Annotated in this window: 28 protein-coding genes; 10 read left to right on the top strand and 18 right to left on the bottom strand. The window is 71.5% G+C overall.

The features are described 5' to 3' along the window. Window positions 1-25: 25 nt before the first annotated feature. The 3 genes from ACF07V_RS22175 to ACF07V_RS22165 form a co-directional block, all read right to left on the bottom strand. Window positions 26-1,390, bottom strand: coding sequence for a cellulase family glycosylhydrolase (locus ACF07V_RS22175; protein WP_392156496.1), 1,365 nt, complete (start codon window positions 1,388-1,390; stop codon window positions 26-28). A gap of 93 nt (window positions 1,391-1,483) precedes the next feature. Beyond that, on the bottom strand, window positions 1,484-2,449 hold the full coding sequence (locus tag ACF07V_RS22170) for a zinc-binding dehydrogenase (protein WP_392156494.1): 966 nt from the start codon (window positions 2,447-2,449) through the stop codon (window positions 1,484-1,486). Between the two features lie 269 nt (window positions 2,450-2,718). Continuing rightward, window positions 2,719-3,930 carry an NADP-dependent malic enzyme gene (locus tag ACF07V_RS22165; protein WP_392156493.1) on the bottom strand — a complete coding sequence of 404 codons (1,212 nt, stop codon included), beginning with the start codon at window positions 3,928-3,930 and terminating at the stop codon, window positions 2,719-2,721. A gap of 536 nt (window positions 3,931-4,466) precedes the next feature. Between ACF07V_RS22165 and ACF07V_RS22160 the strand changes: the two genes are divergently transcribed. From ACF07V_RS22160 to ACF07V_RS22150, 3 genes are read left to right on the top strand one after another with little or no spacing between them, the layout of a single operon-like run. Further along, window positions 4,467-5,429 carry an ABC transporter substrate-binding protein gene (locus ACF07V_RS22160; protein WP_392156492.1) on the top strand — a complete coding sequence of 321 codons (963 nt, stop codon included), beginning with the start codon at window positions 4,467-4,469 and terminating at the stop codon, window positions 5,427-5,429. A 31-nt stretch (window positions 5,430-5,460) separates the two neighbouring features. Beyond that, a complete protein-coding gene (locus tag ACF07V_RS22155) occupies window positions 5,461-6,411 on the top strand; it encodes an amino acid ABC transporter permease (RefSeq protein ID WP_392156490.1) in 951 nt (316 codons plus the stop codon). Next, window positions 6,408-7,175, top strand: a complete 768-nt coding sequence (locus tag ACF07V_RS22150; RefSeq protein ID WP_392156489.1) for an amino acid ABC transporter ATP-binding protein — start codon at window positions 6,408-6,410, stop codon at window positions 7,173-7,175. The genes ACF07V_RS22155 and ACF07V_RS22150 overlap by 4 nt, the downstream gene beginning before the upstream one ends. A gap of 92 nt (window positions 7,176-7,267) precedes the next feature. Here ACF07V_RS22150 and ACF07V_RS22145 read toward each other — a convergent pair whose 3' ends face one another. Beyond that, on the bottom strand, window positions 7,268-8,017 hold the full coding sequence (locus ACF07V_RS22145; protein WP_392156487.1) for a class I SAM-dependent methyltransferase: 750 nt from the start codon (window positions 8,015-8,017) through the stop codon (window positions 7,268-7,270). A gap of 106 nt (window positions 8,018-8,123) precedes the next feature. On the opposite strand from ACF07V_RS22145, the gene ACF07V_RS22140 reads away from it, so the two are divergent. Beyond that, window positions 8,124-8,753: a CGNR zinc finger domain-containing protein gene (locus tag ACF07V_RS22140; RefSeq protein WP_392156485.1), complete on the top strand. Its 630-nt coding sequence runs from the start codon at window positions 8,124-8,126 to the stop codon at window positions 8,751-8,753. Here the strand turns inward: ACF07V_RS22140 and sodX are convergent. After that, complete coding sequence (gene sodX / locus ACF07V_RS22135; protein WP_392156484.1) at window positions 8,657-9,091, bottom strand: nickel-type superoxide dismutase maturation protease; 435 nt, start codon at window positions 9,089-9,091, stop codon at window positions 8,657-8,659. The two genes, ACF07V_RS22140 and sodX, sit on opposite strands and share 97 nt — an antisense overlap. Before the next feature lie 162 nt (window positions 9,092-9,253). Here sodX and sodN point away from each other — a divergent pair, with 162 nt between their 5' ends. Further along, window positions 9,254-9,649, top strand: coding sequence for a superoxide dismutase, Ni (sodN, locus tag ACF07V_RS22130; RefSeq protein ID WP_041131199.1), 396 nt, complete (start codon window positions 9,254-9,256; stop codon window positions 9,647-9,649). On the opposite strand, the gene ACF07V_RS22125 is transcribed toward sodN, so the two are convergent. From ACF07V_RS22125 to ACF07V_RS22105, 5 genes are all read right to left on the bottom strand, one after another. Further along, window positions 9,603-10,400, bottom strand: coding sequence for a leucine-rich repeat domain-containing protein (locus tag ACF07V_RS22125; RefSeq protein WP_392156483.1), 798 nt, complete (start codon window positions 10,398-10,400; stop codon window positions 9,603-9,605). The genes sodN and ACF07V_RS22125 overlap by 47 nt on opposite strands. A 179-nt stretch (window positions 10,401-10,579) precedes the next feature. Beyond that, on the bottom strand, window positions 10,580-10,870 hold the full coding sequence (locus ACF07V_RS22120; RefSeq protein WP_392156481.1) for an SHOCT domain-containing protein: 291 nt from the start codon (window positions 10,868-10,870) through the stop codon (window positions 10,580-10,582). Window positions 10,871-10,903: 33 nt separating this feature from the next. Beyond that, a complete protein-coding gene (locus ACF07V_RS22115) occupies window positions 10,904-11,356 on the bottom strand; it encodes a DUF6325 family protein (protein ID WP_392156479.1) in 453 nt (150 codons plus the stop codon). Between the two features lie 114 nt (window positions 11,357-11,470). Continuing rightward, a complete protein-coding gene (locus tag ACF07V_RS22110; protein WP_392156478.1) occupies window positions 11,471-12,703 on the bottom strand; it encodes a PP2C family protein-serine/threonine phosphatase in 1,233 nt (410 codons plus the stop codon). Window positions 12,704-12,837: 134 nt separating this feature from the next. Next, complete coding sequence (locus ACF07V_RS22105) at window positions 12,838-13,830, bottom strand: sigma-70 family RNA polymerase sigma factor (protein WP_392156477.1); 993 nt, start codon at window positions 13,828-13,830, stop codon at window positions 12,838-12,840. Between the two features lie 140 nt (window positions 13,831-13,970). On the opposite strand from ACF07V_RS22105, the gene ACF07V_RS22100 reads away from it, so the two are divergent. Further along, window positions 13,971-14,381 (top strand): SgcJ/EcaC family oxidoreductase, encoded by a 411-nt coding sequence (locus tag ACF07V_RS22100; protein ID WP_392156475.1) that lies wholly within the window; start codon window positions 13,971-13,973, stop codon window positions 14,379-14,381. 15 nt (window positions 14,382-14,396) lie between these two features. Here ACF07V_RS22100 and ACF07V_RS22095 read toward each other — a convergent pair whose 3' ends face one another. Further along, window positions 14,397-14,873 carry a GNAT family N-acetyltransferase gene (locus ACF07V_RS22095; RefSeq protein ID WP_392156473.1) on the bottom strand — a complete coding sequence of 159 codons (477 nt, stop codon included), beginning with the start codon at window positions 14,871-14,873 and terminating at the stop codon, window positions 14,397-14,399. Continuing rightward, window positions 14,870-15,838, bottom strand: coding sequence for a LysR family transcriptional regulator (locus ACF07V_RS22090; RefSeq protein WP_392156471.1), 969 nt, complete (start codon window positions 15,836-15,838; stop codon window positions 14,870-14,872). Before ACF07V_RS22090 ends, ACF07V_RS22095 begins: the two co-directional genes overlap by 4 nt. A 184-nt stretch (window positions 15,839-16,022) precedes the next feature. On the opposite strand from ACF07V_RS22090, the gene snpA reads away from it, so the two are divergent. Continuing rightward, window positions 16,023-16,676 carry a snapalysin gene (gene snpA / locus ACF07V_RS22085; protein WP_392156469.1) on the top strand — a complete coding sequence of 218 codons (654 nt, stop codon included), beginning with the start codon at window positions 16,023-16,025 and terminating at the stop codon, window positions 16,674-16,676. A gap of 117 nt (window positions 16,677-16,793) precedes the next feature. Here the strand turns inward: snpA and ACF07V_RS22080 are convergent, their stop codons facing one another. Genes ACF07V_RS22080 through ACF07V_RS22070 form a run of 3 tightly spaced genes read right to left on the bottom strand, consistent with a single transcriptional unit; the run spans window position 16,794 to window position 18,134 of the window. Further along, window positions 16,794-17,213, bottom strand: a complete 420-nt coding sequence (locus ACF07V_RS22080; protein WP_392156467.1) for a DUF6304 family protein — start codon at window positions 17,211-17,213, stop codon at window positions 16,794-16,796. Between the two features lie 42 nt (window positions 17,214-17,255). After that, window positions 17,256-17,495: a hypothetical protein gene (locus ACF07V_RS22075; protein ID WP_392156466.1), complete on the bottom strand. Its 240-nt coding sequence runs from the start codon at window positions 17,493-17,495 to the stop codon at window positions 17,256-17,258. A 57-nt stretch (window positions 17,496-17,552) separates the two neighbouring features. Further along, window positions 17,553-18,134 carry a dihydrofolate reductase family protein gene (locus tag ACF07V_RS22070; RefSeq protein WP_392156464.1) on the bottom strand — a complete coding sequence of 194 codons (582 nt, stop codon included), beginning with the start codon at window positions 18,132-18,134 and terminating at the stop codon, window positions 17,553-17,555. A gap of 103 nt (window positions 18,135-18,237) precedes the next feature. Between ACF07V_RS22070 and ACF07V_RS22065 the strand changes: the two genes are divergently transcribed. Next, the gene (locus tag ACF07V_RS22065; RefSeq protein ID WP_392156463.1) at window positions 18,238-18,813 is read left to right on the top strand and encodes a TetR/AcrR family transcriptional regulator; all 576 of its coding nucleotides are present in this window, start codon (window positions 18,238-18,240) and stop codon (window positions 18,811-18,813) included. An 11-nt stretch (window positions 18,814-18,824) separates the two neighbouring features. Here ACF07V_RS22065 and ACF07V_RS22060 read toward each other — a convergent pair whose 3' ends face one another. Then, window positions 18,825-19,868, bottom strand: coding sequence for a family 2 encapsulin nanocompartment cargo protein polyprenyl transferase (locus ACF07V_RS22060; RefSeq protein WP_392157049.1), 1,044 nt, complete (start codon window positions 19,866-19,868; stop codon window positions 18,825-18,827). A 104-nt stretch (window positions 19,869-19,972) separates the two neighbouring features. After that, window positions 19,973-21,388 (bottom strand): family 2B encapsulin nanocompartment shell protein, encoded by a 1,416-nt coding sequence (locus ACF07V_RS22055; protein ID WP_392156461.1) that lies wholly within the window; start codon window positions 21,386-21,388, stop codon window positions 19,973-19,975. Window positions 21,389-21,641: 253 nt separating this feature from the next. On the opposite strand from ACF07V_RS22055, the gene ACF07V_RS22050 reads away from it, so the two are divergent. Together ACF07V_RS22050 and ACF07V_RS22045 are read left to right on the top strand one after the other, a co-directional pair. Then, window positions 21,642-22,232 (top strand): N-acetylmuramoyl-L-alanine amidase, encoded by a 591-nt coding sequence (locus tag ACF07V_RS22050; protein WP_392156459.1) that lies wholly within the window; start codon window positions 21,642-21,644, stop codon window positions 22,230-22,232. Between the two features lie 323 nt (window positions 22,233-22,555). After that, complete coding sequence (locus ACF07V_RS22045) at window positions 22,556-23,452, top strand: 1-aminocyclopropane-1-carboxylate deaminase/D-cysteine desulfhydrase (RefSeq protein ID WP_392156457.1); 897 nt, start codon at window positions 22,556-22,558, stop codon at window positions 23,450-23,452. Here the strand turns inward: ACF07V_RS22045 and ACF07V_RS22040 are convergent. After that, window positions 23,449-25,041 carry a Na+/H+ antiporter gene (locus ACF07V_RS22040; RefSeq protein WP_392156455.1) on the bottom strand — a complete coding sequence of 531 codons (1,593 nt, stop codon included), beginning with the start codon at window positions 25,039-25,041 and terminating at the stop codon, window positions 23,449-23,451. The two genes, ACF07V_RS22045 and ACF07V_RS22040, sit on opposite strands and share 4 nt — an antisense overlap. Window positions 25,042-25,055: the final 14 nt, after the last annotated feature.

The raw sequence follows: 25,055 nt of genomic DNA, 5'->3' as shown, positions 1-25,055 counted from the left end.
AGCACCCAACCCCACACGGGGACCGTCAGCCCCGTGTCGCCGTGACCGTTACCCGGGCGTTCGGGGTCGCGAAAATCCAGGGGCGGGTGCGGTCCTTGCGCAGGACCAGTGCGCCGCCGCGGGCCGTCACCCGCCAGTCGCCGGGCGGCAGGGAGAGCTCGGTGAGGCGGGAGCCGCGCCGGCCGGCCGCGTCGTACGACAGGCGGTAGACCCCGGCCCCCGGGTCGTACGACGCGGATCGGACCGTGCCGGCGACCGCCTCCGCGTACGGCTCGGCGGTCAGCTCCTTGTTCGTACGGAAGGCCCCGGCGGCGTCCACCGCGCAGTAGCCGCCGCCGTAGCACCACTCCCAGCCGGTCCAGCCGGAGCTGTAGCGGCCGAGGGAGGCCATGGCCTCGCGGTAGAAGCGGTTCATGTTCGGAAGGGAGTTGTTGAGGGGGCCCCACTCCCCCACGACCACGGGCACCTTGTACTCCTTGGGGTACTGCGTGACCGCCGCCTCGTAGTTCTCGATCCAGCCGGCCGACGGGTCGTAGTCGCCGCCGGCCTCCATGACGCCGTTGTAGAAGTGCGGGGCGTAGACGATCTTCGGGTCGTCGATCCGGCCGAGCCCCGTCGGCACGCCCTCGCCCACGATGGGGGTCGGTTCGACGAAGACCCAGTTGTCGTCGTCGACCGCGCGGATCGCGTCCGCGATCCGGTTGTACATGGGGGTGAGCTGCTCCCGTTCGATGCGGCGGGCCGCCGTCGCCAGGTCCTCGCCCTCGCGCAGCTCGCCCATCGGCTCGTTGATGGGGTCGTAGCCGAACACGGCCGGGTGGCCCTCGAAGCGGTCGGCGAGCACCCGCCACATGCGGGCCTGGGCGCGCTGCAGGTCCTCGTCCTCGTACAGGTGGGTGAAGGCGCGCTGGACGGCGGGCTCGAAGTACTCGGAGAACCAGTCGTCGGGGTGCGGGGTGAAGGGCAGCCCGTCGGTCCTTGTCGCCCACGCCGGGATGCCCCGGCTGCCGAACGCGGGCCCGAACACGTCCTGGTGGGCGTCGAGGAGGACCTTCACGTCGTACTTCCGGGCCCAGTCCAGGACCCGTTCGATCTTGCGGAGGTAGTCCTCGCTGTAATGGCCGGGCCTGGGCTCCAGGTCGTCCCAGAAGACAAGCAGCCGGGCGAAGTTGTAGCCCTTGGCTCGCATGTCGCGGAAGTGCTTCTCGGTGATCGCGGAGAGGGCCTGCTCGCCCCGGTGGGACTTGTCCGCGAGGTTCCAGCCGCGCAGCTGGAGGGTGCGCCCCTTGGCGTCGGTGAGGACCGGTATCGCATCACCCGTGTCGGCGTGGGCGGCGGTCGGGGCGAGGAGTGCGGCGACGACGGCGGTCGCGGCAAGGGTGGTGCGCAACAAGGGAGACCTCCGGCACGACAAGGTGAGAGATGTTCATGTTTCGCGTGCCGGAGATCTCATCAGGTCAACCGACCTGGTTCAAGAGGTTGGTCAGGAGGTCTTCAGAACGATCTTTCCGAAGAGCTCGCCGGAGGCCATCTTCTCGAAGCCCTCCCGGGCCCGGTCCAGCGGCAGGACCTCGTCGATCACCGGCCGCAGGCCCGTCGCCGCACAGAACGACAGCAGGTCCTCCAGCTCGTCCTTCGAGCCCATCGTGGAGCCGACGACCTTCAGCTCCAGGAAGAAGATCCGGGTCAGCTCCGCGTGCGAGGGCCGGTCGCCGCTCGTGGCGCCCGAGATGACGAGCGTGCCTCCGGGCCGCAGCGACTTGACCGAGTGCGACCAGGTGGCGGCGCCGACGGTCTCGATGACGGCGTCCACCCGCTGCGGGAGCCGCGCCCCCGGCTCGTACGCCTCGACGGCACCGAGCTCGACGGCCCGCTTGCGCTTGGCCTCGTCGCGGCTGGTGGCGAAGACCCGCAGGCCGGCCGCCTTGCCGAGGGCGATCGCGGCGGTGGCGACGCCTCCGCCCGCGCCCTGCACGAGCACGGAGTCCCCGGGCCGCACGCCGGCGTTGGTGAAGAGCATGCGGTACGCGGTGAGCCAGGCGGTGGGGAGGCAGGCGGCCTCCTCGAAGGACAGCTCCTTCGGCTTGGGCAGCACGTTCCAGGAGGGGACGCTCACGCGCTCGGCGAAGGTGCCCTGGTAGCGCTCGGTCAGGATGGAGCGGGGCTCGTTCGGCCCCACGCCGTGACCCGTCTGGCCGATGACGGAGTGCAGGACGACCTCGTTGCCGTCCTCGTCGATGCCGGCGGCGTCGCAGCCGAGGATCATCGGCAGCTTCTCCTCGGGCAGTCCGACCCCGCGCAGCGACCACAGGTCGTGGTGGTTGAGCGAGGCGGCCTTGACGGTGACGGTGGTCCAGCCGGGACGCGCTTCGGGCTCGGGGCGTTCGCCCAATTCGAGGCCGTTCAGGGGCTGGTCGCGGTCGATTCGGGCAGCGTAGGCAGCGAACATGGCCCCGACCCTAGGGGCCCGCGGGTGCGTGACGGAACCGCACCTGGCTGTGACGCACACCCCACCCGCACGGCAGATCCGTCCGCCCCACCCGCACGGCAGATCCGTCCGCCCCACCCGCACGGCAGGTCCGTCCGCCCCACCCGTACGGCAGATCCGTCCGCCCCACCCGTACACCCACCCCCGTACCCCCGTTCACCCCGTACGCCGAAGGGCCCCGTCCGGTCCTTTCGGACAGGAGCAGGGCCCTTCGGCGTACCTGGAGCGCGTCAGCGGCGCGCGACGCCCTCGGCGCGGGCGGTGGCGGCGACCGCGGCCGCGACGGCCGGGGCGACCCGCTCGTCGAACGGCGACGGGATCACGCAGTCGGCGGCGAGCTGGTCACCGACGACGTCGGCGATGGCGTTGGCCGCGGCGATCTTCATGCCCTCGGTGATCCGGGAGGCCCGGACCTGGAGCGCGCCGGCGAAGATGCCGGGGAACGCGAGGACGTTGTTGATCTGGTTCGGGTAGTCCGAACGGCCGGTCGCCACGACGGCCGCGTACTTGTGCGCGACGTCGGGGTGGACCTCGGGGTTCGGGTTGGCCATGGCGAACACGAAGGCGTTCGGGGCCATGGAGGCGACGGCCGCCTCGGGGACCGTACCGCCGGAGACGCCGATGAACACGTCCGCGCCGGCCAGGGCGCTCTCCAGGGAGCCGCTGAGGCCCGCCTTGTTGGTGAGCTCGGCGATCTCGCGCTTGACGTCCGTGAGGTCCTCGCGGTCGCGGCTGACGATGCCCTTGCGGTCGGCGACGGCGACGTCGCCGAGGCCGGCCTCCAGGAGGAACTTGGCGATGGCCACACCGGCCGCGCCGGCGCCGGAGATGACACCGCGCAGGTCGCCGAGGGTCCGGCCGGTCAGCTTCGCCGCGTTGCGCAGGGCCGCGAGGGTGACGATGGCGGTGCCGTGCTGGTCGTCGTGGAAGACCGGGATGTCGAGGCGCTCCTGGAGCTTGCGCTCGATCTCGAAGCACCGCGGGGCCGAGATGTCCTCCAGGTTCACTCCGCCGAAGGACGGGGCGAGGCGGACGACGGTCTCGACGATCTCGTCGGTGTCGGTGGTGGCGAGGGCGATCGGGACCGCGTCCACGCCGCCGAAGTTCTTGAAGAGGATGGCCTTCCCCTCCATGACCGGGAGGGAGGCCTCCGGGCCGATGTCGCCGAGACCGAGCACCGCGGTCCCGTCGGTCACGACCGCGACGACGTTGGACTTCCAGGTGTAGTCGTTGACCAGCTCGGGCTGCTCGGCGATCGCGGTGCACACCTTGGCGACGCCGGGCGTGTACGCGAGGGACAGGTCGTCCTTGTTCCGGACGGGGACGGTGGCCTGCACGGCCATCTTGCCGCCCCGGTGAAGGGCGAAGACAGGATCGAAGGGCTCCTCGGGAGCCCCTTCCGTACCACTGTCATTGCGAGGATTGACGATCTCCGCTGCCATTGGGATGACCCCTTAAGTCTGCTTCATTTGAGGGTTGGCCGCTCCTGGTGTGGAGCGGTGGGCGGGTCCCGCGGCCGCCGTGTCTGGCAGCCGCGCGGGCGCGCCGCACAACGCGCCCTGAGCCCCGGATGAGGGGTGTAAGGATCCTTCTTACCGGACGGACGGCACCGCAGACGAGTCCATATCCGCTCGGTGACGCGACTCATACCGAGCGCATCCGGACACGGACGGAGAACGACACGTCACCCGATGTCCCGATAGATGGTTTCCGCACCCGATTGGCGGCCTTCCAATCGTCCGAATGGCGAGATGAACCGCAGATTTTTCGGTGAGGGGGAAGTGATTCCGAAGAAGATCCGGCCCTGATGTACCGGCCTGTCGGGATTTCGGGGTCACCCGTTATCCGATTTTGACATCCGAGGCCGTCGGTTTGTGGCAGTCCGAATGGCAAGATGCCGTAATCACACGAGGTCGCGACACTCGAAGAGACGTACGCGACACCTGGCAGCTCCCTCACACGCCGGAGGAACCCGACCATGACCGCACGCTCCACGCGCTGTACGACCGCCAAGACCCGCACCTCCCGTCTTGCCGCGGTCGCCGCCATCGCGGTCGCCGGCTCGATGCTGCTGACCGCCTGCGGCGACCAGACCGAGAGCGGCGGCTCCACCCAGGAGACCGGCTCCGCCTCCGCGAGCAAGGCCCCGCTCTTCTCGAAGCTCCCCGCCGACATCCAGAAGTCGGGCGTCATCAAGGTCGGCACCGACGCCTCGTACGCCCCGATGGAGTTCACCGAGGGCGGCAAGATCGTCGGTGTCGACCCGGACATCGCGCAGGCCCTCAGCAAGCAGCTCGGCGTCAAGTTCGAGTTCGTCTCGGGCACCTTCGACGGCCTGATCACCTCGATCTACACCGGCCGTCAGCAGCTGATCATGTCCGCGATGACGGACAACAAGAAGCGCCAGGAGGGCCTGGACGACAACGGGAAGAAGATCGGCAAGGGCATCGACTTCGTCGACTACTTCAGCTCCGGCGTCTCCCTGCTGGTCAAGAAGGGCAACCCGCAGGGCATCAACTCCCTCGACGACCTCTGCGGCAAGACCGTGGCCGTCCAGCGTGGCACGATCTACGAGGACACCTTCAAGGCGCAGGCCACCAAGTGCGGCGACAAGAAGCTGACCATCCAGGCCTTCGACACCGACGCCGAGGCCCAGACCCGCGTGAAGGCCGGCGGCGCGGTCGCCGACCTGAACGACTACCCGGTCGCCGCGTACATCGCGAAGACCTCGGGCGGCGGCAACGACTTCGAGGTCGTCGGCAGCCAGAGCGACGTCGGCCTCTTCGGCATCGGCGTCTCGAAGGACAACACCCAGCTGCGCGATGCCATCAAGGAAGCCCTCGACGCGGCCATCAAGGACGGCTCCTACGCCGAGGCCCTGAAGAAGTGGGACGTCGAGGACAGCGCGGTCAAGTCGGCGACGATCAACGCCGGCAAGTGACCGTTCCTCGTACCACTGAAGGGCAGTCGTCATGACTGACAAGATCAGCAAGGAACCGGCCGCCGCTCCGGCCGGTCCCACCCCCTCGGGCGTCCCGTACGAGGCGATCAAGGCCATCCCCGTGCGCCACTACGGCCGCTGGGTCAGTGGCGTGGTGGTCGTCGTCCTCCTCGGGTGGCTCGTCTACGCCTTCTCCCAGGGCGATGTCGTCTGGGACACGGTGTGGGACAAGGTGTTCGACCCCTCCGTCATCGACGGCATGTGGAACACCATCATCATCAGCATCTCGGCGATGGCCCTCGGTCTCGTCCTCGGCATCGTCTTCGCCGTGATGCGGCTCTCCAAGAACCCGGTGACCGGCGCGGTCGCCTGGCTCTACATCTGGTTCTTCCGCGGCACCCCGGTCTACGTCCAGCTGCTCGTCTGGTTCAACCTGTCGCTGATCTTCCACTACATCAACCTCGGGCCGATCTACAAGAACGAGACCGTGGACGTCATGACGCCGTTCATGGTGGCGCTGCTGGGTCTCGGCCTCAACGAGGGCGCCTACATGGCGGAGATCGTCCGCGCCGGCATCCAGTCGGTCGACGAGGGCCAGACCGAGGCGGCGCACGCGCTGGGCATGTCCTCGACGAAGACCATGGGCCGCATCGTGCTCCCGCAGGCCATGCGGGTGATCGTGCCGCCGACGGGCAACGAGTTCATCAACATGCTGAAGACCTCGTCCCTGGTCTCGGCCGTGCAGTACACCGAGCTCCTGCGAGCCTCGTCGAACATCGGCAACACGGCCGGCGCCGTGATGGAGATGCTCTTCGTGGCCTCCATCTGGTACCTCGCGCTGACCAGCGTGTTCAGCGTCGGCCAGTACTACCTGGAGCGCCGTTTCGCCCGCGGTTCGACGCGCAACCTGCCGCCGACTCCGCTGCAGCGGGTCAAGGCGAACCTGCTCACGTTCAAGCGTTCCCCGGAGGGTGCGGCATGACCGGTCAGCCCATGGTCAAGGCCGAAGGCGTCCACAAGTCCTACGGCGCGGCCCACATCCTCCGCGGCATCGACCTGGAGGTGCAGAACGGCGAGGTCTTCTGCCTCGTCGGCCCCTCCGGCTCCGGCAAGTCGACCTTCCTGCGGTGCATCAACCACCTGGAGCGCATCGACGGCGGCCGGCTGTCCGTCGACGGCCAGCTGGTCGGCTACAAGCAGAAGGGCGACAAGCTCTACGAGCTGAAGGACAGCGAGGTCGCGGTCCAGCGCCGTGACATCGGCATGGTCTTCCAGCGCTTCAACCTCTTCCCGCACATGACGGCCCTGGCCAACGTCATGGAGGCGCCCATCCAGGTGAAGGGCGAGTCCAAGGCGGTGGCGCGCGAGCGGGCCGAGCGCCTGCTCGACCGGGTCGGCCTGCGGGACAAGATGGGGAACTACCCGTCGCAGCTCTCCGGCGGCCAGCAGCAGCGTGTGGCCATCGCCCGCGCGCTGGCGATGGAGCCGAAGCTGATGCTCTTCGACGAGCCGACCTCGGCGCTCGACCCGGAGCTCGTGGGTGACGTCCTCGACGTCATGCGGGACCTGGCCGAGTCGGGCATGACGATGATCGTCGTCACGCACGAGATGGGCTTCGCCCGTGAGGTCGGCGACTCGCTGGTCTTCATGGACGGCGGCGTGGTGGTCGAGTCGGGCAACCCGCGGGACGTCCTGACGAACCCGCAGCAGGACCGGACGAAGGCGTTCCTTTCGAAGGTGCTGTAAGACGCGCGAAAAGGGGCGGTACGGACTCTCCGTACCGCCCCTTTCACGCATCCGGGCCACTTCACCGGCTACTTCAACTGCTGCTTCACCGACTACTTCACGGCGAGGACCAGGCTGTCGGAGGGCGAGGCCCAGACCGGCCGGACCTCGGCGAAGCCGGCTCCTCGGAGGGTGTCGGCGTGCCAGCGGGCGGAGGGGGTGTCGCCGTCGGCGTGCTCGCCGTAGATCTCGAAGCGGCGGGCGGTGGGATCGGCGAGGACGGGGTCCTTGGCGGCGAGGGCCCACCAGTCGGCCCAGTCCAGGACCCCGGCGGCCTTCTCGCGGTCCATGCGGGCGTGCCGCTGGGCGCGCTCGGCGGCGTTGATGCGGGGCGTCTCCTCGTCGATCATGTGGTCGGCGTTCATGAAGACCCCGCCGTCCCGGACGAGACCGGCGAGCTGCCCGTAGAGGGCCGTCAGGGGCCCGCTGTGGAGCCAGTGGAGGGCGGTGGCGGTGAGGACGGCGTCGTACGTCCCGTGGGGCAGGCTCGCGGCCCACGCGGGGTCCTTGAGGTCGGCGGTCACGAAGGTGACGCGCTCGTCGCCCGCGAAGGAGCCCTCGGCGATGGCGAGGAGGGCCGGGTCGAGGTCGACGCCGGTACTGGTCGCGCCGGGGAACCGCTGGAGGAGCCGGCTCGTAATACTCCCCGTACCGCACGCGAGGTCGAGGACGCGGGGCTCCGGCCCCACGAGCGCCTCGACCATGTCGAGCATCACGCGGAACCGCTCCTCACGGTCCGGCATGTACCACTCCTGCTGACGGTCCCAGCTCTGCTGCCAGCCCGCCCAGTCGGTTCCGGTCATGGTCGTTCCTCCCCGCGTCGGCCCTACCATTCGTAATACCCTCGAAGGGGAAACAGCCGTTACCCCCTCCGACCGAGACACTAGCCCGCCGAAGTAAGGACTACAAGTGGAACTGGCCCATTACTCGGACTTCGCCGTACGTCTGGTCAACACCGAGGAGCCGGCCCGCAGCAAGGACACCCTGACCTCCGTCGAGGTGCTCCGGGACCTCTTCGGCCCCGCCACCCAGATGGCCCGGCGGGTCACCGAGGCGGACCTGCCGCGCTTCCGCGCGGTACGCGCGCGCCTGCGGGCGGTCTTCACGGCGGCGGACGAGGGCGACCACACGGGGGCGGTCGACCTCCTCAACTCGCTCCTCCTGGAGTTCCCCGTCAGCCCGCAGATCTCCGGGCACGACACCCTCGACGAGGAGGGCCGGCCGCGCTGGCACATGCACCTCGCCGACCACTCCTCGAACGCGACCACGGGCTACGCGGCCATCTCGGCGATGGGCCTCGCCTTCCACCTGACGGAGTTCGGCGCCGACCGGCTCGGTCTCTGCCAGGCACCGCCCTGCCGCAACGCCTACCTGGACACCTCCACCAACCGCTCCCGCCGCTACTGCTCGGACCGCTGCGCGACCCGGGCCAACGTGGCCGCCTACCGGGCCCGCAAGCGCCTGGAGGCCGAACGGTCGGACCACACCGGCCTGACCGCCGACACGAGCCAGGAGAGCACCACGCCCGCCGAACGCTGACGCCCCGGCGTCACCGGCCGGTACCGCGCCCGCACCCGCCCGAGAACCAGCTCGGGCGGTACGGCCCCGAAGACGCGGCTGTCCCCCTCGGCGTCCGGATTGTCACCCAGCACCCACCAGCCGCCGTCGCGTCGCTCGATCAGCCGCTTCACGATGAGCAGATCCTGCTGGAGCGGATGCCGCAGCACGGCCACGCACCCGGCCCGCAGCCGCGCCCCGTACTGCACGAGCAGCTGGTCGCCGTGCAGCAACGTGGGCACCATCGAGATCCCCGTCACCTCGGCGATCCCGAACGGAGCACCGGCCTCCCCCGCCTGCTCCCGCCCCGACCGCGCCATCCGGCACCTCCCGATCCGCTCGTGCGTCCGCTCGTCCACTCGTACACGAGTCCCATGGTGACCCTGGACTTTTGACCTAAGCCCCAGGGGGCGCCCGCGAAAACGCCCTTCTCACCGAGTAATGTCCCACCTGAGAAGACGATCACGAGGAAGGACGGCTCAATGCTCTCCCGCCTGTTTGCCCCCAAGGTGAAGGTCAGCGCCCACTGCGACCTCCCGTGCGGCGTGTACGACCCCGCCCAGGCCCGCATCGAGGCCGAGTCCGTCAAGGCTGTCCAGGAGAAGTACCTGGCCAACGAGGACCCGCACTTCCGTGCGCGCGCCACGGTCATCAAGGAGCAGCGCGCGGAGCTCGCCAAGCACCACGTCTCGGTGCTCTGGAGCGACTACTTCAAGGCCCCGCACTTCGAGAAGTACCCCGAGCTCAACCAGCTGGTCAACGACACCCTGAAGGCCCTCTCGGCCGCCAAGGCGTCGACCGACCCGAAGACGGGCGAGAAGGCGCTGGAGCTCATCGCCGAGATCGACCGCATCTTCTGGGAGACCAAGAAGGCCTGACCTTCGCCCGGTCCCCGACCGCACCCGGTCCGCCGGTCGCCGAACAACGGCGCCCTTGGCGGGCCGGGTGCGGTGTTTTCCGGGGCCGGAGGAGCGCGCAGAGCCGCAGGGCACTGACGGCGGACACGTACCCGAGGCCGAACTGCGGCTGCTCGACGCTCGCCTCAGTAGGGCGGGGGCTGGTCGACCCGGCCGCCTCTGTGAGCGTGGGGATGTGGTCACGAGCACCACCGGGCAGGGAGGCGACGCACTCCGGCGAGCAGGCGTTGACCAGCAGCGGCAGCACGTCTGTGGCCACGCGCAGGGAGATCCACACCTGCCGGAGTCCGCCTCGCTCGATCGGGCCGTCGCAGACACTGCAGCCCTGGAGGGCTGTGGGACCCCAACGCCCGGGATCCGGACGTTCCGGATCGAGGCCCGCGAGGGAGTCCGGGGACGACGTCAGCTTCGGGAAGGGCGGCCTGAGCCTGAAGTTGCCGAAGAGGGCTCGCGTGCTCACCGTGCTGCGGGCCAGCCGTCGGCAGCGGGTGATCTCGTAGGGGAACCAGTGCAACCGGTAGGAGGTGTACGGGGTGAACTCCTCCAGGCCGCTCATGGCCCCGATCTCGGGCGGGACCCGGACCAGGTTGCTGCCGTAGAGCACGAGGTGCTTGACCACCGTCAGTTTGGCGATGCTCGACGGCAGGGTGATGACCTGTCGGCGCTCCTCCGGGCTCAACTCGATCAGGGTCGAGGCGCGGTTCGGCTTCACCTTCTCGGCGGATCACCGGGGCTCTCGTACGCGATGAGCGCCGCTCTACTCGTACATGGTGGCCGCGCGGAGAGCGCGGGCCATGAAGGCCCAGTCCCCGTCGAGAGGGATGTGTTCAGGATCCCGGCGAACGTCTCCGGCGGCGGGCGCCTGTTGTGGTGTCCGCCGCCGGGGGGCGGTCATGATGCGAGGATCGTGCGCTTCTGTTGTTCGAACTCGGCCTCGGTGAGCACGCCCTGGTCCTTCAGTTCGCCGAGCTGCTTCAGCTGCTCGATCTTGCTGCTCATGTCCGGGGCGGCCGGCGCCGGGGGTGGCGGCGGGGGCGGTTCGGCCTGGTATGCCTGTTGCTGCGGGGGCGCCTGCTGCGCCGCCCATCGTCCCGCCTGACGGCGCGACACGCGGTTCGACACGGCGGTCGCCGTTCCGGCGACGACAGCGGTGCGCGCGACCCCGCGGAGGAGACCTGGCATGGCTGTGTCCCTTCTGCGCTGGTGAACGAATGTCTAGCGAGCGGCCTCGGTCTCGTCGAGGGCGGCGACGAGGTCGGTGACGGGGATCCGCCCCGAGGCGACCAGCCGGGCTCCGCCACGGCGCAGGGCCGCGGCGAACGGGGCGGCCCACAGGTTCTCGTAGACCAGGATTCCGGCGGAGCTGCCGGGCTCCAGCGCTTTGGCCGCCTCTTCGAGGTCGTCCTGGCCCAGGAGCCCTGACGAAGCGCCCTCGAAGACGGCCAGGTCGAGCGCGCCGTCGCCGTCGAAGTCGGCGATCTCCATGCCACTCACGGTTCCGTCGTCGTCCTTCTTGACGAACGTCAGGTCCAGGATCCGGATGAGGCCGCGGTCCACGAGATCGACGAGGAGAGGAAATCCCTCGCCGGTCATCCGGTTACCGGGGAACTCGACGATCAGGTAGTCGATGGGGCCCACTTCGGCCGTTTCCTCGCTTGCGTCACTCAAGGCGTCACCTCTGCTGCTCGTGGCTTTCCCCCGCTGACACCCCCGCGTGGCACAGTCCCATTGCAGCATCGGGCCCCGCCCGTCGCATCTCGGTGCGCCGGTCGACGGCACGGTTCACAGGCGGATGATGACCAGGGCCGTGTCGTCGATGCTGCCCCGGGACGGGAGGAGGTCGGCCAGGAGTGCGTCGGCCAGGTCTTCGGGGTTGGCCCGGCCGTGCCGGACGAGGGAGTCGGCGAGGCGGGCCAGGCCGACGTCGATGTCCTCGTCGCGGCGTTCGATCAGGCCGTCCGAGTAGAGGACCAGGGTGGCGCCCTCGGTGAAGGCCGTACTGGCCTCGGGCCGCGGAACGTGTTCCGGGCGCGCGCCGAGGGGCGGGTCGGTGGCCCGGTCCAGGAACGTCACCGTGCCGTCGGGGTGGAGCAGGGCGGGTGGTGGGTGGCCCGCGCTGCTGTACGTGAGGGTGTGGGTGTCCCAGTCGATGTACGTCTTCACGACCGTGGTCGACTCCGCGCCCTGGACGTGGCGGGCGTACAGCCCGAGGGCGTCCAGCGCCCGGGCCGGACCGTCGGCGACGCGGGCGGCGGCGCTCAGCGCGCTGCGCAGCTGCCCCATGACTCCCGCGGCTTCCAGGCCGTGGCCGACGACGTCGCCGACGGCGACCGCGATGCGGTCCCCGGGCAGGTCGACGAGGTCGTACCAGTCACCGCACACGTTGAGGGCGCCGACGGCGGGCCGGTAGCGGACGGCCGCCCGGTGGTGCCCGACCGGCGTCGGGGCCGGCAGCATCGCCGCCTGCAGGGCCAGGGCGACCTCGCGTTCGCGCGCGTGGGCCTGCCGCAGGCGCTCGTTGACCTGCTGCAGTTCGCGGGAGCGGGTGTAGAGCTCGGCCTCCAGCACATGGGCCCGGCTGCTGTCGCTGCCGGTGCCGCGTCGGGCGCGGATGAGCTCGGTCACCTCCTCCACCCGGTGCACGAGCAGCACCACGTGCCCGTCCGAGTCCAGTACCGGCGCGTTCACCGGGCTCCAGAAGTGCTCGACCCAGCGTCCGGGCCGGTCGGAGTCCTCGATGTCGTAACGGAGCAGCGCCATGGTGTCCCGCTCGCCGGTCGCCACCACGCGCAGCATCGATGCCCGGGTCTCCCGCATGCCGGCCGCGGCCGGGTCGTTCGGGTTCTCGGGGAAGACGTCGAAGATGTAGCGGCCCAGCAGTTGCTCGCGGGTGCGGCCGGCCAGCCTGAGGAAGTCCTCGTTGGCGTCGGCGTACACCAGCTCGGGGGTGAGCAGCGCCACCATGCCGGGCAGTGCGTGGAAGACCGCGGCGTAGTCGATCTGCGGTTCCCTCATGTGCTGCCCCCCTCGGCACCGGCGTCATGGTGTTGAGGTTCCACGATAGGAGGGGAAACGCCACGTCGCCGGTCCACCACTCCCTGCGAGTCTCCTGCCACGCACCGCCGTCGGTGTTCTCCGCCGTGGGTCGGTCAGGGAAATGGGGGGAGGGTCTCCGGGAGATGGAAGGCGGTGAGGTCGGCGGGGGCCTGGAAGACGGTGTTCCGGGTGATGCGGCCGTCCGCGACGTCGAAGACCTGGAGGGTGTGCAGCCGGTGGCCGGCCGGGTCGTCGGCGGCGCGGCGTACGTAGGCCGCCATCGCGGGTTGGCCGTTCGCCGCCGTGGGCAGGACGCGCCAGTCGGTGCCGTTCGCCGCGAACACCCAGGTCATGAAGCCCGCGTACCGGTCGCGGCCGGTGAACCAGGTGCGGACCGGCGGCATCTCCAGGATGGCGTCGTGGGCGAGCAGCGCGGTCAGCGCACCGATGTCCGCCTTCTCGAAGGCCGCCGCGTACCGGTCCACCACCAGCCGGTCCGCGGCCTCCTCCGTCACCCGCGTCTCGGTGACGCCGGTGTCGGCGAGCCGGGCCCGGGCGCGCTGGAGTGCGCTGTTGACCGCCGCCGGGGTGGTGTCGAGGAGCGCGGCGGTCTCGGCGGCGGAGCAGTCGAGGACGTCGCGCAGGATGAGCACGGCCCGCTGCCGCGCGGTCAGGTACTGCACGGCGGCGACCCACGCCAGGCGCAGGGTGCCGCGGGCGGCGACCACCTGGCCGGGGTCCGCGAGCCACGCGTCCGGAACCGGCTGGAGCCAGGGCACCTCCGGTGCGTACTCCAGCGGTGTCAGTGGGTCCTCGTCGGGTGCGCCGAGGCCGCTGGGCAGGGGACGGCGCGTGCGGGTGTCCAGCGCGGTGAGGCACACGTTGGTGGCGATCCGGTACAGCCAGGTGCGCACGCTCGCCCGCCGGGCGTCGTAGCGGTCGAAGGCGCGCCAGGCGCGCAGCAGGGTGTCCTGCACGAGGTCCTCGGCTTCGTGCAGGGAGCCCAGCATCCGGTAGCAGTAGGCCAGGAGCTCCCGGCGGTGCGGGTCGGTGCGCCGGGCGAACTCTGCGGCCGGGTCGTCGGTGTACGGGCTCGTGGTGGCCATGCCTGCCTCTCTCGGTGCGGTGACGTACGTACCGGCGACCGTCCCGGAATTCATCGGTGATCCGTGGGCCGGTCGCGATGAATTCCGGCGGCGTCGGCGGTAGGTACCGGCGACATCCCTCAGCATTCCAGGAGGACACCATGGCCACGACGACCACGCAGGACGTCGCCGAGCAGCAGGTGCGGTCCGTGATCGACGCCGTGTACGCCGCGTGGGCGGCCAACGACGCCGACGCCTTCGTCGCCGTCTACACCCCCGACGCGACCGCCGCGCTGCCCGGATCCTTCCGCGACGGCCGCGAGCAGATCCGCGCCGCGATGGCGGCCGGGTTCGAGGGCCCCTTGAAGGGCTCGACCGTCCGCGGCGGGATCGACGGCGTGCGGTTCCTCGGCGAGTGCCGCGACGCGGCCGTCGCCGTCGCCCGCAACGCCGTCGTCCTCGCCGGTGAGACCGAGGTTCCGGACGACCGCTGGGTCCGCGCGACCTGGGCGCTGGAGCGCACGGGCGACGGCGTCTGGCAGGTCGCGGCGTACCACAACTGCGCCGACTGACCGCCCCGCAGGGCTCTACGCCCCCGCCGGGAGCGAGTAGCGGCGCTTCTCCTTGGAGGTGGCGCCCAGGCGGTCGTAGAAGCGGATCGCGTTCTCGTTCCAGGCGGGGGTCTGCCACTGGAGTTCCGGGAGGCCGAGGGTGCGGGCCTCCTCGCGGAGGGCCGCCATCAGGAGGGGGCCCAGGCCGTGGCCTCGGGAGGACTCCGTGAGGTAGAGGCAGTCCATGTGGAGGTACTCCGTGCCGTCCCAGGTGGAGAGCTCCGGGGCGCAGGTGGCGTAGCCCGCGAGCGTGCCGTCGGGGAGCGCGGCGACGAAGCAGCGGAGGCGGGGCCGCTCGGGGCCGAAGAGGAGGCCCGCCAGCCGGTCCGCGAGGCCGGGGGCCGGGGGTGCCGCCTTCTCGTACGCGGCGTGTTCGGCGATCAGTTCGACGACGCGCGGCAGGTCCTCCGGGCGTGCGTGGCGTACCTCTGCCGGGGCGGGATCTTCGCTCATGCCGTCATCATGCACGGTCCCACCGACAGCGTGGCCGTCGCGCCCTGGCGGCGGAGCCACTCGCGGTACGGGGCCGACCGCAGGGCCACCTCCCGGTAGGCCGCCGCGAGTTCGGCGTACAGGACGTCCAGGGGCGCCGCCGGGCGGGCGTAGAGGAGGAGGCGGACGCCGAGCGGGTCGCCGCGCAGGGGGCGGACGGCCATGTCCTCGCGCGGGACGGAGGTGGGCTGGCAGGGGGCGACGGCCTCGCCGAGGACGATGAGCGAGGCGGCCGTGTGGTAGTCGCCGTGCAGCAGGGGCGGGTCGATGCCGGCGGCGCCGAGGACCCGGCGGAGGCCGTCCCATTCGCCGTCGACGCTCGGGTCGACCATCCAGTGGTCGGCGGCGAGGTCGGCGAGGTCCACGACGGGGCGGGCGGCGGCGGGGTGGTCGCGGGCCATGGAGACGAACTGCGGTTCGCGGGCGACGAGGACCCGGCCGGTGAGGCCCTCGGGGACCCGCAGCGGGCAGCCCTCCACCTCGTGCACGAAGGCCACGTCGAGCTGCCCGGTGGCGACCGCGCGCAGGAGCGCGCCGGCGGAGACGTCCACCCGGAGGCCGACGTCGGTGCCGGGCAGCCGCTGGCGGAGCCGGCGCAGCCAGCCCGGCAGGGCCCGGCTGGCGGTGGAGCCGACGCGGAGTCCGGGCCCGTCGGCGCGGGCGGCCGCGGCCCGGGTCTCGGTGACGAGCGCGGCCATGTCGGCGACGAGGGGGCGGGCCCGGCTGAGCAGGGAGCGGCCGAGCGGGGTGGGGCGGCAGCCGGTGCGGCCGCGGGAGAAGAGCTCGGCGCCGAGGGAGTTCTCGATGCGGCGCAGCTGGGTGGTCAACGAGGGCTGGCTCATGCCCAGTTGCCGGGCCGCCTTGTGCAGGCTACCCGTGTCCGCGATGGCGCAGAGCGCGCGCAGATGTCTCACCTCCAGCTCCATGCCCCGAGCGTAGGACGGCTCCCGGAGTCGCACCAGACACCCGGAACCCTTCAATCACCTTTCATTCCAAGGGAGTTGACGCATTTCGGCGCGGTGATGCGATGGGGCTATCGGGGGCTGGCATCATCCGCTCGCGGGCCGGCTCCCCGGAGACTCTCTCCGAACCCAACAGGAGGAGCCCCCCATGACTCACCCCAAGGTCCTCACCTCCGTGCTGACCGCCGCTCTCGGCCTCGGTCTCGCCGCCTCTCTCGGTACGGCCCCGGCCGCGGCGGTCGGCACGGACACCACGGTCGCCGCCGGCAACGCCGCCGTGGCGTACGCCGGTTCGGCCGAGGAGGCCAAGGCCAACCAGGCCTTCTTCGACGCCGTCGTGAAGTCGGTGGCGAAGAAGCGGGCCGCGACGCCGGGCGCGACCGCCGTCACCGTCGTCTACAGCACGGCGAACGCGCCGAGCTTCCGCACCCAGATCGCCCGCTCGGCGCAGATATGGAACAGTTCGGTGGTGAACGTCCGGCTCGTCGAGGGCAGCAACCCGGACTTCGCGTACTACGAGGGCAACGACTCCCGTGGCTCGTACGCCAGCACCGACGGCCACGGCAGCGGCTACATCTTCCTCGACTACCGGCAGAACCAGCAGTACAACTCGACCCGGGTCACCGCCCACGAGACCGGGCACGTCCTCGGGCTCCCGGACCACTACAGCGGCCCGTGCAGCGAGTTGATGTCGGGCGGCGGCCCCGGCACGTCCTGCCAGAACGCCCAGCCGAACGCGCAGGAGCGGTCCCGCGTCGACCAGCTGTGGCGCTACGGGCTCGCCTCCGCCTTCAAGAGCTGACGCGAAGACCCGTACGCCCTCGAAGGGCTGACGCGCAGCCCCCTCCGCCTTCGGGAGCTCGCGCGAAGCCCCGTACGGCGGCGGCGCCCCCTCCCCGGGGCGCCGCCGTCCCGCGTCTCAGGCCGCCTGGAGGAGCCTGCGGCCGAAGTCCGCGCCGGGCGGCAGCTGGCGCCGCACCCGCTCCAGGGCTCCCTCGAAGTCGCCCCCGGCGACGCACGCCTCGAAGGCGGCGCCGCCGTAGTGCAGGGTCAGGCTGAGGTCGGCGCGCTCACCGAGCGTCAGCAGGCAGGCCAGTGTGGCCTGCTGGGCGGCGCCGTCCACGACGACGGGGAGCGGCAGGTCCCACTCCAGGACGCAGTTCGTGAGGGGCCGCCCGCCCTCCTCGGCGGCGGCGAGCGCGGCGAAGCTCTCGCCGGTGTACTCGGTCCCCCTGATCCGGGTGGCGACGTGCCGCCCGTCGGCCGTGATGACGATCGCTTCCGCGCCGCTGCGGTCCCGGTACCAACCGGTCCAGACTTCTGTCGACTCCGATGACATGCGCGGACTGTAGCGGTATGACCGGCTCCGCCGCGCGTCCGGTCACCCCGGGGCCGGACTTCTCCCGATCTCGCCGTTCTTGCCGGTCACGTGCGTGGTGGCGGCTTCCGCCCCCTCGTGGAGCGGGCACTCGGGGTTGCGGCAGGGCTGCACCTCCCACTCCGGCACCCAGGCCCCGAGGACCTTGTGCCGGGTGGCCAGCACGGTGAGCGGTCCGCCGCAGGCCGGGCAGTGGCGCTCGGCCAGGGGGTCCCGCGTCGTGTGAGGCGCCTCGTCACCCATGCATCCAGGGTAGGTCGCCCCGCACCCGAGCGCTTGCCGCCGCCGGGGGCGCGCCCGCTACCGCTTCCTGGTGTACGTACGGACGAGCACGCCGTTCTCGAAGGCGCGGACGTCGCCGAGGTCGAAGTCCCGGGGCTCGAAGCCGGCGCCGAACATCGGCATGCCGGTGCCGTAGACCTGCGGGTACGTCTTGATGACCAGCTCGTCGATCTCCTCGATGAGCTCGCCGGCGAGGGTGGAGCCGCCGCAGAGCCAGATGCCCAGGGGGCCGTCCTCGGCCTTGAGCTCGCGGACGCGGCCGACGAGGTCGTCGGCGATCAGCTCGACGTTCGGGTGGGGCGCTTCCGCGAGCGAGCGGGTGGCGACGACCTCGCGCAGGTGGTTGTACGGGCTGGTGACGCCGATGTCCAGGGCGAGCTGGTAGGACCCGAGTCCCTGGATGACGGTGTCGAAGTGCTTGTTCGCGCCGTCGACGCCGAGCATCTCCCGGCCCTGCGTCGGAATGGTCTCCGGGTACTCGGCGCCCATCCAGGCCATGTACGCCCCCTCCGCGTACTTGAACATGGAGGCGGCATCGCCCTCGGGGTCGCCGATGAAGCCGTCGATGGTGCAGGCGATGTAGTAGGTGAGCTTGCGCAAACCGGTCCTCTTCGTCTTGGGATGCGGCCGCGATCGCAACCACGACAGTTATAGTGCTTCAGGTGTAGTGGTTGCGCAAGACTTTTTCAGAAGGAGTCCGAACATGGCGAGAAACCCGGAGCGCCGTACGGCACTGCTCGACGCCGCGATCGAGGTCCTGGCGGACGAAGGCGCCCGTGGGCTGACCTTCCGGGCGGTCGACGCCCGGGCGGGGGTCCCCACGGGCACCTCGTCCAACTACTTCAGCGACCGGGACCAGCTGCTCTCCCAGGTCGCCGACCGGATCTTCGTACGGCTCACCCCGGAGCCCGGCGCCATCGACGCCGCGCTGCTGCCGACGCCCAGCCGCGCGCTGGTCGTCGAGCTGATGCGCTGGCTCGCCCGGCGCATGACCGCCGAGCGCACCTGCTACCTGGGCCTCTTCGAGCTCCGCCTGGAGGCCGCGCGCCGCCCCGAGCTGCAGAAGCGGTTCACCGAGGTGCTCCGGGCCGACCTCGACCTGAACATCCGGCTCCACCTCGACTCCGGCATGCCGGGCGACGCGGACACCGTCCGGGTGCTCTACGTCGCCCTCACCGGGCTGCTCCTCGACCACTTCACCGTCCCCGGCCTCCTCGGCGACCGGGACCTGGACGACATGATCGAGACCGTGGTCACCCGGATCGTCCCCGACATGTGAGGACCGGGCCGTCAGCGCGTACGCCGCGTCACGAACTCCGCGAGGGCCAGCAGGTCCTCCGCCGCCGCCAGGTCCGGCACCGCCCGGGCCAGGTGCTCGACGGCGCGGCCCATGCGCTCGGCCGCCTGGGCCTGGGCCCAGTCGCGGCCGCCGGCCCGCTCGACGGCGTCGGCCGCCGCCCGTACCGCCGCCGCGTCGAGGACCGGAAGCGCGTACAGCTCGGCCAGCTCCTCCCCCGCGCGGGTGCCGGAGGTGAGCGCCGCCACCACCGGAAGCGACTTCTTGTGGGCGACGAGATCGGCGCCGGCCGGCTTCCCCGTGCGGTCCGGGTCACCCCAGATGCCGATGAGGTCGTCGATCAGCTGGAAGGCGAGACCGGCCTCCCGGCCGAAGGCGTCCATCGCCGCGACCTCCTCCTCCCCCGCGCCCGCGTAGAGCGCGCCGAGGGCGCAGGAACAGCCGAGCAGGGCACCGGTCTTGGCGGTGGCCATGGCCAGGCACTCGTCGAGCGAGACCTCGCGCGGATCGCGCTGCTCGAAGGCACAGTCGGCCTGCTGGCCGGCGCAGAGCTCGATGACGCAGGCGGCGAGGCGCGCGGAGGCCGCCGCGGAGGCGGGGTGGGGGTCCTCGGCGAGGAGCCGCAGGGACAGCGCGCTCATCGCGTCCCCGGCCATGAGGGCGTCCGGGATGCCGAAGACGGTCCAGGCGGTGGGCCGGTGCCGCCGGGTCGGGTCCTCGTCGACGATGTCGTCGTGGAGCAGGGTGAAGTTGTGCGCGAGCTCCACCGCCGCCGCGGCGTTCACGGCGCGGTCGTCGTCGGCACCGAGGGCGCGGGCCGCCGCGAGGACCAGGGCGGGCCTGATCGCCTTGCCCGGCTGCCCGGCGTCGGGGCTGCCGTCGGCGCGCTCCCAGCCGAAGTGGTACATCGCCACCCGCCGTACGGAGGCCGGCAGGGACTCGATGGTCGAGCGCAGTCGGGGATTGACGGCCGTGCGCGTCCGGTCCAGGAGCGTCACGGCGCCCTGTCCGTCGGCGACGGCGTCCACGCTGGTCATGGTCACGGTCATTTCCTTCGCATCCTTCGCGGCGGTCCGCTCGGCGATCGGCCGGGAGTGCCCGGGGGCGGGCGGGTTCGGCCCCGCCCCCGGGCATCGAGGGCTCAACGCCAGCGGCTGACCTCGACGTTCTCCAGGACGCCGAGGGCGTCCGGGACGAGGATCGCCGCCGAGTAGTAGGCCGTGACCAGGTAGGAGATGATCGCCTGCTCGTCGATGCCCATGAAGCGGACGGAGAGGCTGGGCTCGATCTCGTCGGGGAGGCCGGTCTGGTGCAGACCGATGACGCCCTGGTCGGCCTCGCCGGTACGCATGCAGATGATCGAGGTGGTCCGGGCGTCCGAGACCGGGATCTTGTTGCACGGGTAGATCGGCACACCGCGCCAGGTCGGGATGCGGTTGCCCGCGATCTCGATCGTCTCGGGCACCAGGCCGCGCTTGTTGAGCTCGCGGCCGAAGGCGGCGATCGCGCGCGGGTGGGCGAGGAACATCTTGGAGCCCCGGCGGCGGGAGAGCAGCTCGTCCATGTCGTCCGGGCTGGGGGCGCCGTCGTGCGGCTGGAGCCGCTGCCCGTAGTCGCAGTTGGCGAGGAGGCCGAACTCCTTGTTGTTGATGAGCTCGTGCTCCTGGCGCTCGCGGAGCGCCTCGACCGTGAGCCGCAACTGCTGCTCGGTCTGGTTCATCGGCTGGTTGTAGAGGTCGGCGACGCGGCTGTGGACCTTCAGCACGGTCTGGGCGACGCTCAGCTCGTACTCGCGGGGCGAGGCGTCGTAGTCGACGTAGGTGTGCGGGACGACCGCCTCGCCGACGTGGCCGGCGGAGAGGTCGATGGCGGCCTCGCCGTACGTGTTGGTACTGCGGTCCGGCGCCGAGGCCACGCCCGCGAGGTGCGCGGCGAGCGAGCCGGCCCGGTCCGCGAGGTTCCGGACGTCGTCCCGGGTCAGCTCCAGGACCGTACAGGCGGTGGCGGCCCGGGCGGTCCAGTCCCAGGTGGCGTCCGCGCCGACCAGCGCGGCCTCGCCGAGGTAGGCACCGTCGGCGAGGACGCCGAGCACGGCCTCGTCGCCGTAGGGCCCCTCGCCGATCTGCTCGATGCGGCCGTGCGCGAGGAGGTACACCCGGTCGGTGGGGGCGCCCGCCACGGCGATGATCTCGCCCGCCGCGTACTCCCGCTGGGTGCATCGGGCCGCGAGCTCGGTCAGCGCGCTCTCGTCCTCGTAGCCGCGCAGTGCCGGGAGTTCGCCGAGTTCGGCGGGGATCACCGCGACGCGCTCTCCGGTCTGGACGAAGGTGACGCGCCCGTCACCCACGGAGTAGCTGAGCCTGCGGTTCACCCGGTACGTGCCACCCTGCACCTGGACCCACGGCAGTGTCCGCAGCAGCCACCGGGAGGTGATCTCCTGCATCTGCGGGGCCGACTTGGTGGTCGTGGCGAGGTTCCGCGCGGCGGCGGTGCCGAGACTCTGCTGCGGGGCCTGCTGCTCCGCGCGGACCTCGCCGTCAACCGAACCAACGGACATGGAACTCCCTCTCGTATGACTGAGTTGCGCGAGAAGCCTTTCAGCACGGAGCGTGTCGCCGCCATTACACATTCGGGTGGGACTGTTCGACGATCTTCGGGGTATGTCGCACGATTTCCATCCGAACAGCGCAGCCCCACCCGTCCCCTGACGATCTGTCTGGATCGGCTCGCACACGGCCCGAACGCATGGCAGCGGAGTGGCGGACTCCGGTACTCCGGAGGTTCACCCCGTCCTCCGGAAGGAGTCGGTCATGGCCTCACCCATGTCCGCGAACAGGTTTCTCCGCGCGCTGCGCGGCGAGGGCCTCGCGGTCGTCCAGGTCGGCGACTGGTCCACCCACAACCGCAACCACAAGGGCCCCTGGGGCCCGGTGCACGGCGTGATGATCCACCACACCGTGACCCGCGGCACCGCCAACACCGTCCGGATCTGCCGGGACGGCTACGAGGCCCTGCCGGGGCCGCTCTGTCACGGCGTGATCGCCAAGGACGGCACGGTCCACCTCGTCGGCTACGGTCGCGCCAACCACGCGGGGCTCGGCGACGACGAGGTCCTCCGGGCGGTCATCGCCGAGCGGCGCCTGCCGCCGGACGACGAGGCCACCACGGACGGCAACCGGCACTTCTACGGCTTCGAATGCGAGAACCTCGGCAACGGCGAGGACCCGTGGCCGAAGGTCCAGCTGGAGGCCATCGCGAAGGCGGCGGCCGCCGTCTGCCGGGCGCACGGCTGGACGCACCGCTCGGTCATCGGGCACCTGGAGTGGCAGCCGGGCAAGGTGGACCCGCGCGGCTTCACGATGGCGTCGATGCGCGAGCGGATCGCGGACCTGCTGCGCTGAGCTCCGGGAGGCCGGCGCCCCGGGCCTCCCGCGGCCGAGCCCCGAGGGGGCGGGCCTCCCGCGGCCGAGCTCCGAAGGGGCGGACCTCCCTCAGCCGAGCTCCGAAGGGGCGGGCCTCCCGCGCCGGGCCCGCGGGGCGGGCCTCCCGCGCCGGGCCCCGAAGGGGCGGGCCTCCCGCGCCGGGCCCCGAAGGGGCGGACCTCCCTCAGCCGAGCTCCGAAGGGGCGGACCTCCCTCAGCCGAGCTCCGAAGGGGCGGGCCTCCCGCGCCGGGCCCGCGGGGCGGGCAGCCGGTGAACGCCTTCGACCGGCGAGAATGGCCGGGTGAACGCGTTCGACCTCTCCCGTCTGCGGCCCCGGCTCCCCTCGCCCCTGGAGCCGGTGGAGGACGAGCGCTTCGCCCGGCGCGGGCTGACGCTGCTGCTGAAGCGCGAGGACCTCATCCACCCCGACCTGCCCGGCAACAAGTGGCGCAAGCTCGCGCTCAACCTGCGCGAGGCGGCCGGCCGGCCCGTGCTCACCTTCGGCGGCGCCTACTCCAACCACCTGCGGGCGACGGCCGCCGCCGGCCGGCTCCTCGGCTTCCCGACGGTCGGGGTGGTCCGGGGCGACGAGCTGGCCGGGCGGCCGCTCAACCCCTCGCTCGCGCGGTGCGCGGCGGACGGGATGCGGCTCGAGTTCGTGGACCGGGCCACGTACCGCGCGAAGAACGACCCGGCCACGCGCGCGGCGCTCCTGGAGCGCGCCCCCGCGGGCGCGTACGTGGTCCCGGAGGGCGGCAGCAACGTGCTCGCCGTCCACGGCTGCGTGGAGCTGGGCCGGGAGCTCGCCGGTGCGGCGGACACGGTCGCGGTCGCCTGCGGCACGGGCGGCACCCTGGCGGGGCTCGCCGCCGGATTCGAGGGCCGGACCCTCGGTGTCCCGGTCCTCAGGGGCGGTTTCCTCGGCGGGGAGGTCCGTACCCTTCAGGAGACGGCCTTCGGCGGCCCGCGCGGGGAGTGGACCCTGGACGAGCGTTTCCACGGCGGCGGCTACGCGCGCGTGCCTCCCGCCCTGGAGGCGTTCGCACAGGACTTCGAGGCGCGGCACGGACTCGCCATCGAGCGACTGTATGTCGCCAAAATGCTGTACGGCCTGACGACCCTCGCGGAGGAGGGCGCCTTCCCGCCGGGCACCCGGCTCGCGGCGGTGATCACGGGCGCGCCGGAGGTCACCGGCTAGTCCGCCTCCCGGTACGCCGCCGCCTCCTCCAGGTCGAGGCGGCGGAGCAGGGTGCGCATCATCTCGTCGTCGATCCGGCGGGCGTCACGCAGCTGCACGAAGACGGCGCGCTCGGCGTCGATCATCTCGCGCGAGAGCCGCCGGTAGGTGTCGTCCGCGGTCTCCCCGGTGACCTCGTTGACCGCGCCGAGGCGCTCCCACACGGAGTTGCGGCGCCGCTCCATGACCGTGCGGAGCCGGTCGGCGAGGGGCTTGGGCAGGGCGTTGCGCTCGTCGGCGAGGAGCTCTTCGAGGCGTTCCTCGGCGGCCCGCGAGGCCTCGCTCTGGGCCTGCGCCTCGGCGAGGGTCTCGGCGTACCGGTCGCGGCCGGGCAGCTTCAGGAGCCGGATCAGGGGCGGCAGGGTGAGGCCCTGCACGACGAGGGTGCCGATCACGGTGGTGAAGGTGAGGAACAGGACGAGGTTGCGGGCCGGGAACTCCACGCCGTCGGTGACGACGGGGATGGAGAAGGCGATGGCCAGGGAGACGACGCCGCGCATGCCGGCCCAGCCGACGACGAGCGGGGCCCGCCAGTCCACCTCTGGCTCGCGCTCTCTGATGCGCGGGGACATCCAGCGGGGCAGGAAGGTCGCCGGGTAGACCCAGACGAACCGGACGACGACCACGGCGACGAAGACCCCGACCGCGTACCAGGCCGCCTCCCCCATGCCGTACCGGCCGAGTCCCTTGACGACGTACGGCAGCTGGAGGCCGATCAGGGCGAAGACGGCGGACTCCAGGACGAAGGCGACCATCTTCCAGACGGCCTCCTCCTGGAGCCGGGTCGCGAAGTCGACCTTCCAGTTCTTGTGCCCGAGGAAGAGGCCGACCACGACGACGGCGAGGACGCCGGAGGCGCCGACCTCCTCGGCGGCGGCGTACGCGATGAAGGGGATCAGCAGGGAGAGGGTGTTCTGCAGCAGGGCCTCGCGCAGATGGGTGCGGAGCCAGTGGATCGGCACCATCAGGACCAGGCCGACGCCGATGCCGCCGACCGAGGCCAGGACGAACTCCCACAGGCCGCCGGCCCAGCTGATGCCCTCGCCGACGGCGGCCGCGAGGGCGACCTTGTACGCGGTGATCGCGGTGGCGTCGTTCACGAGGGACTCGCCCTGGAGGATCGTGGTGATCCGGTTCGGCAGGCCGAGCCTGCGGGCGATGGCGGTGGCGGCGACCGCGTCCGGCGGTGCGATCACGGCGCCGAGCACGAGCGCGGCGGTGAGCGGCAGGTCGGGCACGAGGACGTACGCGAGCCAGCCCACGGCCACGGTGGCGAAGAGGACGTACCCGACGGAGAGCAGCGCGACCGGCCTGATGTTGGCCCGCAGGTCGAGGTACGAGGAGTCGACGGCGGCCGTGTAGAGGAGCGGCGGCAGGATCAGCGGCAGCACGATGTGCGGGTCGAGGGTGTAGTCGGGGACCCCCGGGAGGTACGAGGCGGCGAGGCCGACGGCGACGAGGAGCAGCGGGGCGGGCACCGGGGTCCTGCGGGCGAACCCGGCCACGGCGGCGCTCGCCGCCACCAGTGCCACCAGCTGCAGTGCGTCCATGCTCCCGACCCCGT

The organism is Streptomyces sp. NPDC015661 (assembly GCF_043077765.1).
In the GTDB taxonomy this organism is placed as follows: Bacteria; Actinomycetota; Actinomycetes; order Streptomycetales; family Streptomycetaceae; genus Streptomyces.
Note: the sequence above shows the minus strand (reverse complement) of the source record. Positions and strands in the feature narration are given on the sequence as shown.